This window comes from uncultured Treponema sp., from assembly GCF_934725225.1.
Taxonomy (GTDB): domain Bacteria; phylum Spirochaetota; class Spirochaetia; order Treponematales; family Treponemataceae; genus Treponema_D.
In genome coordinates this window covers 252,867-266,309 of sequence record NZ_CAKVAM010000001.1, presented here as the reverse complement: position 1 = coordinate 266,309, position 13,443 = coordinate 252,867, and the positions used below count along the sequence as shown (strand labels likewise).

12 protein-coding genes are annotated in these 13,443 nt (G+C 39.8%); 7 read left to right on the top strand and 5 right to left on the bottom strand.

From position 1 onward, the window contains the following. Window positions 1-13 precede the first annotated feature (13 nt). Together Q0H92_RS01345 and Q0H92_RS01340 are read right to left on the bottom strand one after the other, a co-directional pair. Window positions 14-973, bottom strand: coding sequence for a sugar ABC transporter permease (locus Q0H92_RS01345; RefSeq protein ID WP_296010808.1), 960 nt, complete (start codon window positions 971-973; stop codon window positions 14-16). Between the two features lie 86 nt (window positions 974-1,059). Then, window positions 1,060-2,364, bottom strand: a complete 1,305-nt coding sequence (locus Q0H92_RS01340; RefSeq protein ID WP_296010803.1) for an ABC transporter substrate-binding protein — start codon at window positions 2,362-2,364, stop codon at window positions 1,060-1,062. A 281-nt stretch (window positions 2,365-2,645) separates the two neighbouring features. Between Q0H92_RS01340 and Q0H92_RS01335 the strand changes: the two genes are divergently transcribed. From Q0H92_RS01335 to Q0H92_RS01305, 7 genes are all read left to right on the top strand, one after another. Then, window positions 2,646-5,072, top strand: coding sequence for a N,N'-diacetylchitobiose phosphorylase (locus tag Q0H92_RS01335; RefSeq protein WP_296010800.1), 2,427 nt, complete (start codon window positions 2,646-2,648; stop codon window positions 5,070-5,072). 73 nt (window positions 5,073-5,145) lie between these two features. After that, window positions 5,146-5,832, top strand: coding sequence for an orotate phosphoribosyltransferase (pyrE, locus tag Q0H92_RS01330; protein WP_296010796.1), 687 nt, complete (start codon window positions 5,146-5,148; stop codon window positions 5,830-5,832). A gap of 72 nt (window positions 5,833-5,904) precedes the next feature. Further along, window positions 5,905-6,675 carry a helical backbone metal receptor gene (locus tag Q0H92_RS01325; RefSeq protein ID WP_296010793.1) on the top strand — a complete coding sequence of 257 codons (771 nt, stop codon included), beginning with the start codon at window positions 5,905-5,907 and terminating at the stop codon, window positions 6,673-6,675. An 8-nt stretch (window positions 6,676-6,683) separates the two neighbouring features. Then, entirely contained in the window at window positions 6,684-7,652 is a 969-nt protein-coding gene (locus tag Q0H92_RS01320; RefSeq protein WP_296010790.1) for an iron ABC transporter permease, read from the top strand. Then, entirely contained in the window at window positions 7,640-8,410 is a 771-nt protein-coding gene (locus tag Q0H92_RS01315) for an ABC transporter ATP-binding protein (RefSeq protein ID WP_296010787.1), read from the top strand. The genes Q0H92_RS01320 and Q0H92_RS01315 overlap by 13 nt, the downstream gene beginning before the upstream one ends. A 44-nt stretch (window positions 8,411-8,454) precedes the next feature. Further along, window positions 8,455-9,201: an RluA family pseudouridine synthase gene (locus Q0H92_RS01310; protein WP_296010783.1), complete on the top strand. Its 747-nt coding sequence runs from the start codon at window positions 8,455-8,457 to the stop codon at window positions 9,199-9,201. A 73-nt stretch (window positions 9,202-9,274) separates the two neighbouring features. Continuing rightward, on the top strand, window positions 9,275-9,925 hold the full coding sequence (locus tag Q0H92_RS01305; protein ID WP_296010780.1) for a cytidylate kinase-like family protein: 651 nt from the start codon (window positions 9,275-9,277) through the stop codon (window positions 9,923-9,925). On the opposite strand, the gene Q0H92_RS01300 is transcribed toward Q0H92_RS01305, so the two are convergent. Genes Q0H92_RS01300 through Q0H92_RS01290 form a run of 3 tightly spaced genes read right to left on the bottom strand, consistent with a single transcriptional unit; the run spans window position 9,920 to window position 13,439 of the window. Continuing rightward, complete coding sequence (locus Q0H92_RS01300) at window positions 9,920-11,185, bottom strand: hemolysin family protein (RefSeq protein WP_296010778.1); 1,266 nt, start codon at window positions 11,183-11,185, stop codon at window positions 9,920-9,922. The genes Q0H92_RS01305 and Q0H92_RS01300 overlap by 6 nt on opposite strands. Further along, window positions 11,182-12,456, bottom strand: a complete 1,275-nt coding sequence (locus Q0H92_RS01295; RefSeq protein ID WP_296010775.1) for a hemolysin family protein — start codon at window positions 12,454-12,456, stop codon at window positions 11,182-11,184. The genes Q0H92_RS01300 and Q0H92_RS01295 overlap by 4 nt, the downstream gene beginning before the upstream one ends. Beyond that, entirely contained in the window at window positions 12,456-13,439 is a 984-nt protein-coding gene (locus Q0H92_RS01290) for a thioredoxin family protein (RefSeq protein WP_296010773.1), read from the bottom strand. Before Q0H92_RS01290 ends, Q0H92_RS01295 begins: the two co-directional genes overlap by 1 nt. Window positions 13,440-13,443 lie beyond the last annotated feature (4 nt).

The following is a 13,443-nucleotide window of genomic DNA, read 5'->3' as shown; positions in this document are numbered from 1 at the left end:
CAAGCTCCTTGTGTTAGTCTTCCTTGCGGGATTTTGCAGGACGCTCCTTTACAAGAGCATTTATTCCAAGAGACAAAATAATTGTGATAATAAATATAGCAATCGCAATTGCAGCGGCATAAGAATAATCTGTTCCGCCTTGAAATCCCATATTGTAAAGATAAACTGACATTGTTCTAATCTTAAAGTCAGGCTCGCCGTGCATTCCTGTAAGCAAGAAAGGAATTTCAAAAAGCTGCATTCCGCCAATCATCGAAGTAACAAGAATATAAAGCATCATCGGGCGCAAAAGCGGTAAAGTTATATAGAAAGTCTGCTGGCGGTTATTCGCTCCGTCAACAATTGCAGCCTCATACAAAGAAGGTGAAATGCTTGTTATTCCAGCCATGAGCATAATTAAAGTATGGCCGCACCACATCCACCACTGAATAAAAGAAACAATCAAGCGCGAAGCATTTGGCATTCTAAAAAAATTGAATCCTTGCTTTACAACTTCGCCGTCAACAACTCCAGAAGACCAAATTCCCAAAGTTCCTGTTAAAAACTGATTTACAGGTCCGACTGGATAAGCAAAAAGGCTTCTAAAAAGAATCGCAATAGATGCGGTTGTCAAAAGATTCGGCATATAGAAAACTGCGCGGAACAAGCCTTTTCCCTTTAAATTCAGCCTTACATCAGTAAACCAAATTGCAAAAAGCAAAGCGATTCCAAGCTGAGGAACAAAGTTGCATCCCCACATTATAAAAGTGTTTTTTACTGAGCCCCAGAAATATCTATCATTAACAAGCTTTTGAAAATTCTTTAATCCAACAAAGCTAAAATCAGAGCGAAGACCTTTTAAATCGCTGAATCCTAAAATCAATGTATACAAAATCGGCCACAACTGAAAAGCCGCGTAAATCAATATAAAAGGCAAAACAAAAAAGTATCCGTTTCTATTTGTCTTGGTTTCTATTCCGGATTTTTTTTTCATCTTGAAACCTCCAAAAATTTCTCCGGCAGAAACCGGGCAAAGAAAGCCCAATGCAGCAAAAACTGCATCAGGCACAAATTATGTTTTTACAAAGAAAGTGAAAGTGTTGAAGAAACCTGAGCCTTGAAGTCATCAAGAGCCTGCTGCTTTGTTTTTTCTCCGTTTACATAAGCCGCAGTTTCCTCAGAGAAGATTGACTCAATAGCCTGATCTGTTCCCTGTGAAAGTTTTCCGTTTACAGATTCAGCCATCTTTGCAAAAGCAGAGTAATGGTTCTGTCCTGCAAGATAAGGGTCTGCATAGCTGTCTTTGATTTTTTCAACAACATTTTTGTTTGAAACAACATCGCCTGTATCTTTTGCCCAAGCCTCAAGGAACGCATCGTCAGTAGCAATGTATTTTATAAGTTCTTTTGCAGCGTTAGGATTTTTTGTTCCTTTCCATGCGCCAACCCAAGTTCCGCCCCAGCGGTAGCCTACAGGACCTGCACACATTGCCCAGTCACCAGCAGATTCAGGAGCGTTTGTCTTAAGAACATAGTGAAGTCCCCAAGTTGGAAGGAAATAGCTGAATATTTCTTTATTTTTTCCTGCTTCATCTTTAAATGTTCCTTTCATTCCTGCGAACCAGCCTTCTGACCACTGACCAACACGGCCTTCATATCCTTTGTCATGCAAAGTCTTGCACATATCCATGTAATCATACATTTTCTGGTCAATAACAAGCTTGTCATCTACGACCCAAGGAGATGCGCGGCCTGCGCTATAAGGCTTGAACATATCGCCAGTTGAAGAAACAATATAGCAGTCTCCATTTGATTTCTGCTTTAAAAGTTCTGCTGTTTCAAGGAATTTATTCCAGTTAGCAAGATGTTTCTGAACTTCAGCAGGATCATCTGTTCCAAGGTATTTTTTTGCAAGCGAGCGGCGATAGAAAACTGCGCCCGGAGTAACTTGCCAAGACATTCCGTAAACCTTTCCGTTGTAAGTTCCAACTTCTACAGGATAAGGAAAAACCTTGTCTTTTACTTCGTTGTAAATGTCTGTAATGTCAAGCAAAAGTCCTGATTCAATGTATTTGCGCACAAAAGCATCTTCCAAAGCAAAAACATCAGGGCAGCCGGAACCAGATGCCAAAACAGGGTCTAGTTTGTTCGGAAACTGATCTGTAGGCGTAAGTGAATATGAAATTTCATATTTTCCTGCAAAACGAGAATCTTTCTGGAAATAATTTTTTATCATTCCGTCCAGCTCGTCCGTAAAAGACCAGACCACAAGCTTGTTGTTTGCATCTGACTTTCCCTGAGGCGCTTTATCTTTAGAGCACCCCCCCCCGATAAAAGCAAAAGCTCCAATCATTGCCGCAGAAATAACTGCAAAAGTTCTCTTCATAAGTTCCTCCATTTTAACTTTATGAAAAATATCAGCCGGAAAAATCCAGCTTGCCTAAATAGAAATACCGGCCGCCAAGAAGGACGTGTGAACTTAATCACATGGCAACCGGTTTCCTAAAGATTAGGCTAACATTGTTTCTTTTATTTGTCAAACAAAAAATTCATTTTTTTTATAAATTCTTACAATTTTTCTAAAATCCATAATTCCGCAGAAAATTCTATTCTACTAAATGTAAAAATTCATTATGATTTGAAAAAGTAAATTTTACGGAGAAAAGAATGCAATACGGATATTTTGATGATGAAGCCAAAGAATACGTTGTTACACGCCCGGACACACCGACTTCCTGGAGCAACTACCTTGGCTCAACCGAATATGGAGCTGTCATAACAAACAACGCGGGCGGTTACGGATTTTACAAGTCTGGAGCGCAGGGAAGATTTATGCGCCTTAGATTCAATTCAATTCCAATGGATCAGCCTGGCCGCTATTTTTACTTGCGCGACATGGAATCTGGGGACTACTGGTCAGCTTCCTGGCAGCCTGTAGGAAAACCGCTGGACAAATTTAAAAGTGAATGCCGCCACGGAACAGCATACACAAAAATCACTTCTGAATACGAAGGAATCAAGTCTGAAACAAAATATTATGTTCCGCTCGGACAGACATTTGAATACTGGCGTTTAAAAGTTACAAACACTGGCAGCAAAAAACGCAAGCTCCGCGCATTCAGCTACTGCGAATTTTCAAACCAATGGAACACAACTCAAGACCAAGTAAATTTGCAGTATTCAATTTTCATCGTAAAAGGCGAAAAATCCGCGCCAAATATGCTGCGTTATTCAATACACGAAAACCTTTACATTCAGCATCAGAAAAATCCAAAAGTCAATGACTACATGAGCGAATGGATGGCTCTTGCCGGCGCGCCGATGACAGGATTTGACACAAGCCGCGAAGCATTTATCGGAACTTACGGAAGCTACAAAGAGCCTGCCGCAGTTTTAAAAGGCGAATGTTCAAATTCAGAAGCGTTCGGAGACAATTCTTGCGGAACAGTTCAAGCTGACCTTGAATTGAATCCGGGAGAAACAAAAGAAATCATGGTTCTTCTTGGAATCGGAGACGCAAATGTTGAAGGCAAAAAAACTGTAGAAGAATTCGGAACAATTGAACGCGCAGACGAGGAATTTGAAAAGCTTGTAAAAAACTGGCATTCAAAGCTAGACAGTTTTTCAGCAATTACGCCGGATGAAGACATAAACCACACAGTGAACATGTGGGGACTTTACAACTGCCTTATAACTTTCGCTTGGTCAAGAGCAGCATCTTTGGTTTACAACGGAGAACGCGACGGGCTTGGCTACAGAGATTCAGTTCAGGATATTCTTGGAGTAAGTGCGGCAATTCCGCAGGAAGCAGAAGAACGTCTCGTTCGGCTTTTAAGCGGACAGTTTTCAAACGGAGGCGCATTGCCTGTAATAAGCAAGGACTTTGAAGCTGGGAAACAAAAAATGATTCCAGCAGAAGAATTCCGCTCAGACGACTGCCAGTGGTTCTTTAATGCAGTGCCATGTTTTGTCGCAGAAACCGGAAATTTTGATTTCTTTAACCGCGTAGTTCCTTATGCAGACAAAGGCGAAGCCACAGTTTACGGACATTTAAAGCAGGCTCTTTTGTTCAACCTTGAGCGCATGGGAAAAGATGGACTTCCTTGCGGACTTCTTGCCGACTGGAACGACTGCCTAAAACTCGGCTACCACGGAGAAAGTCTTTTTGTTGCATTCCAGCTTAGGCTCGGACTTACAACTTACGCCGACATTTCAAAGCGCCTCGGAAAAAACGACGAAGCTGAATGGGCATTGAGCGAGCGCAAAAAACTAGACGAGAACATCCAGAAAAAATGCTGGGACGGAAAATGGTTTATATGGGCAATCGCAGAAGACGGAACAGTTTACGGAACTCAGTCAATCGAAGAAGGACAGATTTACTTCAACACGCAAGTATGGTCAGTTCTTTCAGGAGCCGCAACTCCAGAGCAAGTAAAAACTTGCCTTGAATCTGTAAAAGAAAAACTTGCAACTCCTTATGGACTTATGCTTTGCGCGCCGCCATTTATCTATGCAAGCCGCGACATAATGAGCTCGGTTGTATATCTTCCGGGAATTAAGGAAAACGCTGGAATTTTCAACCACACTCAAGGCTGGGGAGTTATCGCTGAAATCATGAACGGAAACGGCGACAGAGCCTACGAATATTGCAAAGCCGCGCTTCCGGCTGCATACAACACAAAGGCAGAAATCCGCCAGAGCGAACCTTATGTTATCGGACAGACAACTTATTCCACATATTCAAAACGTCCGGGCAACACAAGAGTTTCCTGGCTTTCTGGAGCCGCAACTTGGAATTATTATTCAATCACGCAGTATATGCTTGGAATCCGTCCGCAGTACAACGGACTTTTAATTGATCCGTGCATTAAGCATGACTGGGACGGATTTAAAGTTGAACGCCGCTGGAGAAAAATGAATCTTCACATTGAAGTAAAAAATCCTTCGCACGTTTCAAAAGGAATTGAATATATCGAAGTAGACGGAAAACGCATTGACTCTTCAACAATTCCAGCTGAACTTTTAAAAGACGGAAGCAAAATCGTTGCTGTAATGGGCAAAAATGCGCTTCCTGTAGAAAACGAGCGTATGTAAAAATATTTTAACTAACGGTAGTTCTAATAAAACTATCGTTAGTTAAACAATATAAATTTCAAGGAAATTTCTTATGGAACAATACAAAAAAGACTTTATAGATTTTATGGTTGAATGCAACGTGCTAAAATTCGGTTCATTTACACTCAAAAGCGGAAGAAAATCTCCATTTTTTATGAACGCAGGAGCATACACAACAGGTAGCCAGCTTGCGCGCCTCGGAGAATTCTACGCAAAAGCAATCCACGATAATTTTAGAGACGACTTTGATGTTTTGTTCGGACCTGCATACAAAGGTATTCCTTTAGCCGTAACAACAGCAATCGCATACCACAACCTTTATGGAAAAGAAATCAAATACTGCTCGGACAGAAAAGAAGAAAAAGACCACGGCGCAGACAAAGGCTCACTTTTAGGGTACAAAATTCAAGACGGAGACCGGGTTGTAATAATAGAAGACGTAACAACTTCCGGAAAATCAATTGAAGAAACTTATCCGAAAATCAAGGCGCAAGAAACTGTTCCCGGCGAAATAAAAATCGTAGGCGAAATCGTAAGCCTTAACCGCATGGAAAAAGCTCCCGACAGCACAAAAGCCGCCCTCGATGTCATAACAGAAAAATACGGATTTCCTGCGCGCGCAATAGTTTCAATGTCAGATGTTGTTGAATGCTTATACACAAATGGCGACAAAAAAATCATCACTGACGAAATAAAAAAAGAAATCGACGCATATTACAATGAATGGGGCGCAAAATAATTGAATTTTCAAGTTAAAAAATTAAAATTCTTTGCATTTTCCGTTATAATTTTAATCTGTACCCTTTTATCATTGGGTGCAGAAGAAAAATTTTCACCGCAAAAAATAGTATGCCTTTCGCCTTCGGGTGCAGAAATATTATGCGCGCTGAACAGTTTTGATAAAATAAAAGCAAGAACAGACTACTGCGACTACCCAGAAGAATTAAAAAATCTGCCTTCAGTTGGCGGATTCGACGGAAAAACCTTAAGCATAGAAACAATACTTGCATATTCCCCGGATTTTGTTTACGGCTCGCAAGGAATGCATGATTTTTTAAAAAAGCCACTCGAAAAACTTGGCATAAAAGTTTTTTTAAGCAACGCCGCAAACGGAATTTCCCAGACAAAGCAAGAAATCCTTTATATTGCGAATCTTCTTGAAAAGCAGGCTGAAGGAAAAAAAATCATTGAAAACATAGAACAGCAGATAAATTCTGTACCCAAATCTGCACCCATAAAAACAGTTTATTATGAAGTCTGGAACGAACCTTTTATAACAGCAGGAAAATCTTCCTTTATAAATGAACTTTTGGAAGCAGCAGGCTACAAAAATGTATTTGATTCAATAAAAGAAAGCTATCCAATGGTAAGCGAAGAATCGATTATCGCAAGCCAGCCGCAAATAATAATCTTACCAGATGCAAACGGCATAAAACCACAAGATGTAAAAATACACCGTGGCTGGAACAAAATACCGGCTGTAAAGAACAACGCAATTTTTACTATAGATGCAGATTTAATTTCAAGGCCAGGTCCTAGAATAGGAGAAGCTGTGCTTACATTAAGCAAACTGACAAATTAAAACTTTCAATGAAAAAAGCCGCACTGTTTACAATATTAGCAGCAAGCATATTTTTCTCTTTGATTTTTGGAGCTGAACAAATAAAGGTTACAGAATTATTCTGCAATGGTGACAGTTTTTCCAAAATAGTTTTTTTTAACATAAGGCTTCCGCGTACAATTCTTTGCCTTATAGCAGGAATAACGTTAGCTGGAAGCGGCTCTGTGTTTCAGCTGTTTTTTAGAAATCCGCTTGCAGAACCTGGAATAATGGGAGTTTCTTCTGGCGCAACATTAGGCGCAGTCTTAGCTTCTTGCGCAGGAATTTTCAACACAACTTTTTTTTCATCCTTGCAGCTTGGCTCTTTTTTAGGCGCGCTCATTTCCGGAGCACTTGTAATTGCCATAGCCGGAAAAAAATCACCTTCGGCACTTTTGCTTTGCGGAACTGCGCTTGGCACATTGTATTCCGCGTTCAGCTCAATTTTGCTTTCTATGAATGACCGGCAGCTTCATTCTATTTATATGTGGATGCTAGGCAGTTTTAGCGGAAGAGGCTGGGAAGAACTTTTATTTATTCTGCCACCGTTTTTGGGTGCAGTTGTGATTTTTTTTCTTTGCATATTCAAACTGGATATTCTTTCCTGCGGGGAAATAAATGCCATTTCACTGGGACTTTCTGTAAAAAAACTTCAGCTTATAATTTTAATTTCTGGATCCCTTGCAGTTTCCGCGGCAGTATGCGCTGGCGGAACAATAGGATTTGTAGGCTTGATTGCGCCGCATATCACACGGAAAATTTTTGGAGCAAAGGCAAAAACTGTAGTTCCGCTTTCAATGGTTACAGGAGCTTCAATTTTGCTTCTTTCTGACACCATTTGCAGAACTGTAATTTCCCCGGCAGAACTTCCAGTGGGTACAGTTACAGCAATACTCGGCGCGCCATTCTTTATTTCACTTCTGTTTTCCAAAAAAAGAGGTACAGAATGGACGAACTAAAAGTTTGCAACCTCAACGCAGGCTGGAATAAAAAGCAAATTCTTTTTAACATAAATCTTTCTATAAAAAAAGGAGAATTTATCTGCCTTTCAGGACCAAACGGAAGCGGAAAATCAACCTTACTTTCAATAATGGCAGGAGTACAGACAGAGCCAGTTTTTGGAAATATAAAAGAATCTGTACCCATTTCTTGTCTTAACATAAAGCAAAGAGCCAAAACTGTATCCTATATGCAGCAAAAAGAGTTTCCGGCGTGGGATTACAGCGTAAAAGACATCGTGCTTACAGGAAGATTTCCGCATACAAATTTCACTGGATTCTATTCAAAAGCTGATTTTTATGCGGCAGACAAAGCAATAGAACAGCTAAATATAGAAAATTTGGCAAACAAAAGCATTCTGGAACTTTCAGGCGGAGAATTTCAAAAAGCAAGAATTGCAAGAGCAGTTGCGCAGGAAACAGAATTCATGCTTTTAGACGAGCCAGTAGCCGGACTTGACTTTACTTACCAAGAGGAGCTTTTGTCGCTCTTAAAATCAATTGCAAAAGAAAAAAACGCTGGAATTCTTATTTCAATTCACGACATAAACACAGCCGCCAGATTCGCACAAAAAATTGCGCTGCTCCCAAAATTCAAGCCTTGCATCTGTGGAACTCCAGAGCAAATAATGACCAAAAAAAATCTTTGTGCAGCATACAATGCAAACATAGAAATCTGTACCCATCCAGTTTACAAAACACCTTTGGCTGTCTTCTAAAAAACGCTCTTGGTAAAAAACAGAAAATCCGATAAAATAACTTTATGAAAACAACTCCAAGCTACACGGTAATTTACAGCGACGACGAAATTGTTGTGCTGAATAAAAAAAGCGGACTTTTAGTTGCCGCAGATAGATATGATGCTGAAGCTCCGCGCCTGGATCTTCTTGCTGAAAAAGAATTCGGAAGCCTTTTTGCAGTGCATAGAATCGACAAGGACACAAGCGGAATTGTAATTTACGCAAAAACTCCAGAAGCCCATAGAAACATTTCAATGCAGTTTACAGAAAGAACTGTAAAAAAAATATATCATTGCCTTGTAAACGGACATCCGGCTTGGGACAATTTTACAGTAGACCTTCCGCTTCTTCCAGATGGAGATGACAGGCACAGAACTGTAATCAACAAAAAATTTGGAAAGCCGTCCGTAACTTATCTTGAAGTTGTAGGAAACTGCGGCCCTTACACTTGGATAAAAGCATTTCCAAAAACTGGAAGAACACATCAAATTCGCGCGCATCTTCAGTCCACTGGATTTCCAATTGTATGCGACCCGCTTTATTCAGGGAATCAAAAACCTGTCCGGCTTAGCGACATCAAGCGAAAATGGAACGGAGATGTTTACGAAGAACGTCCGCTTTTAAACAGGCTTGCGCTTCATGCTTATTCAATTGAAATTGCGCATCCAAAAACAGGCGAACAAGTTGTTTTTACAGCTCCTTATCCAAAAGACTTAGACGCAGTAAGAAATCAGCTTGCAAAAATTTTTAAAGTAGATCCTCTGGCATAAAAAATCTTAAAAAAATTCATGCGCTTCCTAAAAAACTGTGATAAAATATAAAAGAAAAAATTGGAGGACAAACATGAAAAAGTACATAACAATAAGCCGTGAATATGGCAGCGGCGGACATACAATCGGAAGCATCGTAGCAAAGGAACTTGGAATTCCATTTTACGACAACGAAATAATCGACCTTGCTGCAAAAGATTCCGGGCTTCATCCTGATTTTATAAAGAAAAACGAGCAGAACATTTCTTCTGGCTGGCTTTACACACTTTTGCTTGGAGCAAGCTACGCCACACCGGGAACAGGCACAATGCATCTTGGAATGAACTCTGCGACATCAGCCGCTCCACTTGCAGACCAAGTTTTCAATGCGCAAAGAAATGCAATTATTCAGCTTGCAAAAAAAGGACCTTGCGTTATTGTTGGACGCTGCTCGGATTATGTTTTGCGCCACTGCGAGGAAATCGACAGAAAAGATATTCTGAACATTTTTATCTATGCGCCTCTTGCTGACAAAGTTCAGTACGCAATAAAAACAAAAGGGCTTGATCCTGCGACAGCGGAACGCGATGTAAAGCTCATAGACAAAAGAAGAGCAAACCATTACAACACATTCACAGAACGCACTTGGGGAAACAGAGCGCACTATGATATGCTTATAAACAGTTCTCTCCTTGGAATGGAAAAAACTGCAAAGATGATTGCAGAAATTGCAAAAGAATCATAACTTGATTCTTACAGTCTGAATACGACGGGCGCTTTGATCTTCAACGATAAAAAGTGTCCCGTCTTTTTTGTATACAGAGCCTACAGCCGGAAGCTCGTCAAACCGCTCAAGAAGCCATCCGCCTAAAGTATCAAAATTTTCACTTGAAAGATTCATGTAAAGAACATTGTTCAAGTCGTCAAGCTTCATGTCTCCGGGAACAAGAAATTCATTCACACCAACAAGCGTTATGCGCTTTTCTGGAGGAACATCCGCCATTCCATGCTCATCTGTGATCCTTCCAAAAACTTCATGCAGAATATTGTCCAAAGTTACAATTCCAGTCATTTCACCGTATTCATTCACAGCAACTGCGAAATTGTTTTTTTCCGCTTTGAATTTTTTTAAAAGCTCGATTGCGCTCAAAGTTTCCGGCACAAAAAGAACAGGCTGCATGCACTGGCGCACAAAATCATTGCAGGAACAAATTTTTTTATCAGCAAAAAGAACGTCTTTAAAATACAGCACGCCCACAATTTCTTCAGTGTCATTTTCATAAACTAAAATTCTTGAGTAGCCGGTTTCCTCAAAAACTTTTATTACATTTTCAAAAGAATCTGACGCGTAAATATGGCGCACAAGTGAACGATGCCGCATTATATTGTGAACGCGCAAATCGGAAAATTCAAAAATCCGCTCAAGCATTTTGCGCTCGTCCTGTTCCAGCGTGCCTTCATTTTCCCCGATTGCAATAAGCGCTTTAAGTTCCTCTTCTGTAATCAGCGGACGTTTTGCCTTTATAAGTTTTTTTTCAAGAAAATCAAGAAGCTTTGTAAACTGAAAGAAAAGCCATATTACAGGAAAAAATATTTTCTGAATAATCAGAATCGGAACAGCTGAATTCTGCGCCACAATTTTCTGATTAAAGCTCGCAAATGTCTTTGGAATTATTTCCGCAAAAACAATAACCAAAACTGTAATTGCGGCAGTGGCAAACGAAACATATTCCGCCCCGAAAACTTTTATTGCAAAAGCCGTAGCAATTGAAGAGTTCAATGTATTTACAAAATTTGTTCCTATTAAAACAGTTGAAATAAGCTGGTCAAGCTCCGATTTTATTTTGTAAACTCTTATTGAATTCTTTGCATTTTCCTTGAGCATTTGCCTTACAGAAATTCTTGAAATGCTGGTAAAGGCAGTTTCTGTCGCTGAAAAAAATGCGCCCAAAAACAAAAGAAATGCAATTGCAAAAAGATTCAAAAGAATATAAAACGCGCTCATTTTTGCTCTCCGTCTTTTTGCATTCTGATTTTCTTTACGCGGTTATCTTCCATTTTTATTACTGTGAATTTATATCCTTCCGCAATGATAAAATTTCCTTCCTGCGGAATTGAGCCAAGTTTTTCACAAATAAAGCCGCCTATAGTTTCGCAGTTTTCAGAAGAAAGGTTTATTCCAAGTTTTTCATTCAAGTCAATAAGTCGCGCAAAACCATCAAGGTCGCATTCGTGCGTATTTTCAATTATAAGATTTGCCTTATGCGCGCGGATATTTTTTCCATCTGTAACCGGCCCGAAAATTTCGCGGACAATGTCTTCCCTTGTTAAAATTCCGTAAGTTCCAGAATATTCATCAATTACAACCGCCATGCTCTGCCGGTTCTCCCAAAGCATTTGCTGAACGCCGGACATTTTTTTTGTTTCAAGAATAAAAAGGGGAGGGCGCATTGTTTTCTGCACGCTGAACTCTGAAGCCCGGTTTTTGAACGACAGCATATCTTTTATATAGATAATTCCCACAATGTCATCAATGTCTTTTTTGTAAACAGGAAACCGGGAAAAACCAGAACGCTGCGCTTTTTCAATAATGTCGGAATAAGAATCATTTACGCTTACGGCTTTGATTTGCTTGCGCGGAATCATAATGTCTTTTGCCTCAAGGTCAGTGAATTTGAAAACCTGCGACATCATGTTTTTTTCATTTACTTTTAAAATTCCCTGCTCGCATCCAACATCCAAAAAAGTTTTTATTTCTTCTTCAGTGTAAGAAACTTTTTTTGACTTTACATTGATTTTTAAAGCTTTAAGCACAAGCCTTGAAAAAGAAGTGAAAACAATTACAAGCGGAAAAAGAAGAGTTTCAATAATCTGAACAAAAAAACTAAAGAAAAAAGCAACTGCTTCCGGATGATGAGTCGCAATAATTTTCGGTGTAATTTCTCCAAAAACCAAAAGCAAAATTGTTACCGCAAAAGTCGCAAGCCCGATTCCTGCCGAACCAAAAAGTCCGACCGCTATAAAAGTAAAAACCGCAGAAAGGGCAATGTTGACAATGTTGTTTCCAACAAGAAGAGTGTTTATGAGCCTGTCTTTGTTTTTAAGAAGATTCCAAACACGGATTGCGCGCTTGTCTTGCTTTCCACGCAAAAGCCGTACACGGAGCTTGTTAACTGAAAAAAATGCGCTTTCCGCGGCGGAAAAAATTGTTGAAAGAACAATAAGAACCACCGCAGTTGCCAATAGCGCCGGCAAGGGAACAGACAGAGAATCCACTACTTTTGGCTCTCCTGGTCTTCTTTTATTGCTGAAAATTTGCGCACAGTTTCCAGAGCCTTTAAAATTTCCTCCGAATACCCACCTTCAGTTTTTATGCTGTAGGCTTTTTCCAAGCATTGCTGAACGCGCTCAAAATCAATATCCGGCAAATTTACAAGAACATAAGCCGCCATGTACATAGCTTCCTGACGCTGCAAATCTGAAAGTGAAGTTTTTTCTGCAATCTGCTCGAAAGGCTCGGCGGGATCTTTTCCTTCTGCAAATGCTTCAAGCGATTTATTGTAAGCGTTGCGGACTTCATAATCTCCCAAAAGTCCTGTTGAGTCCTGAGAGTCAAGCAAAATAAATTCCTGAATCAAATCCTTTAAAAGGAAACAATGCTCTTGCCTTGTATTTTCAACCAGCTCATTTATAGCCTGAGCTTTTTCTACACCAGAAGATTTTTCAACTTTTTCAATCAAGGCTTTTGTCTTTAAAGCTTCCTGCCCGGCATCTTTCATTTTTGCAGAATATTCTTCAAAAGTGGTTTCAGGCTTTTCTTCAAAATCAACATAGGCCAAAACAAATCCGTCTTTTGAAACAAGATATGCACACGGCCATTTGCGGACATTGTAATAGCGCGCAAGCAGTTCCTTTTTTTCGTAGGATTTTTTAATTTCCACAGCTGATTTCAATTCTTCTTCGGAAGCATTCTCTGGAACATTTGTCTTTGCATATTCAGTTTGAGAAAAATCCAAATTCGCAAAAACATATTTTTTTCCAAATTCATTTGAAAAGTCTTTTGTTAAAACAATTTTTTCCTTAAAAGGCTTGCTTGTTTCCGCCCAGTCATCTCCGCTGAACAAAAGATAAATGTCCTTATTTTGCTTTTTGGCAGCTTCCTTTGCAGAATCAAAATCCGAATACCACTTTGGCGCGCCGCATGAAGCAAGAAGAAATGCCGCTGCAAAAACCGCAATAAAAATTCCCTGTCTTTTCATTTTT

Bases quoted from the DNA above. Each gene is read 5' to 3' on its own strand.
- Q0H92_RS01335 (WP_296010800.1), top strand. From the start codon at position 2,646: ATGCAATACGGATATTTTGATGATGAAGCCAAAGAATACGTTGTTACA.
- Q0H92_RS01340 (WP_296010803.1), bottom strand. From the start codon at position 2,364: ATGAAGAGAACTTTTGCAGTTATTTCTGCGGCAATGATTGGAGCTTTT.
- Q0H92_RS01315 (WP_296010787.1), top strand. From the start codon at position 7,640: ATGGACGAACTAAAAGTTTGCAACCTCAACGCAGGCTGGAATAAAAAG.
- pyrE (WP_296010796.1), top strand. From the start codon at position 5,146: ATGGAACAATACAAAAAAGACTTTATAGATTTTATGGTTGAATGCAAC.
- Q0H92_RS01345 (WP_296010808.1), bottom strand. From the start codon at position 973: ATGAAAAAAAAATCCGGAATAGAAACCAAGACAAATAGAAACGGATAC.
- Q0H92_RS01300 (WP_296010778.1), bottom strand. From the start codon at position 11,185: ATGAGCGCGTTTTATATTCTTTTGAATCTTTTTGCAATTGCATTTCTT.
- Q0H92_RS01320 (WP_296010790.1), top strand. From the start codon at position 6,684: ATGAAAAAAGCCGCACTGTTTACAATATTAGCAGCAAGCATATTTTTC.
- Q0H92_RS01310 (WP_296010783.1), top strand. From the start codon at position 8,455: ATGAAAACAACTCCAAGCTACACGGTAATTTACAGCGACGACGAAATT.
- Q0H92_RS01290 (WP_296010773.1), bottom strand. From the start codon at position 13,439: ATGAAAAGACAGGGAATTTTTATTGCGGTTTTTGCAGCGGCATTTCTT.
- Q0H92_RS01305 (WP_296010780.1), top strand. From the start codon at position 9,275: ATGAAAAAGTACATAACAATAAGCCGTGAATATGGCAGCGGCGGACAT.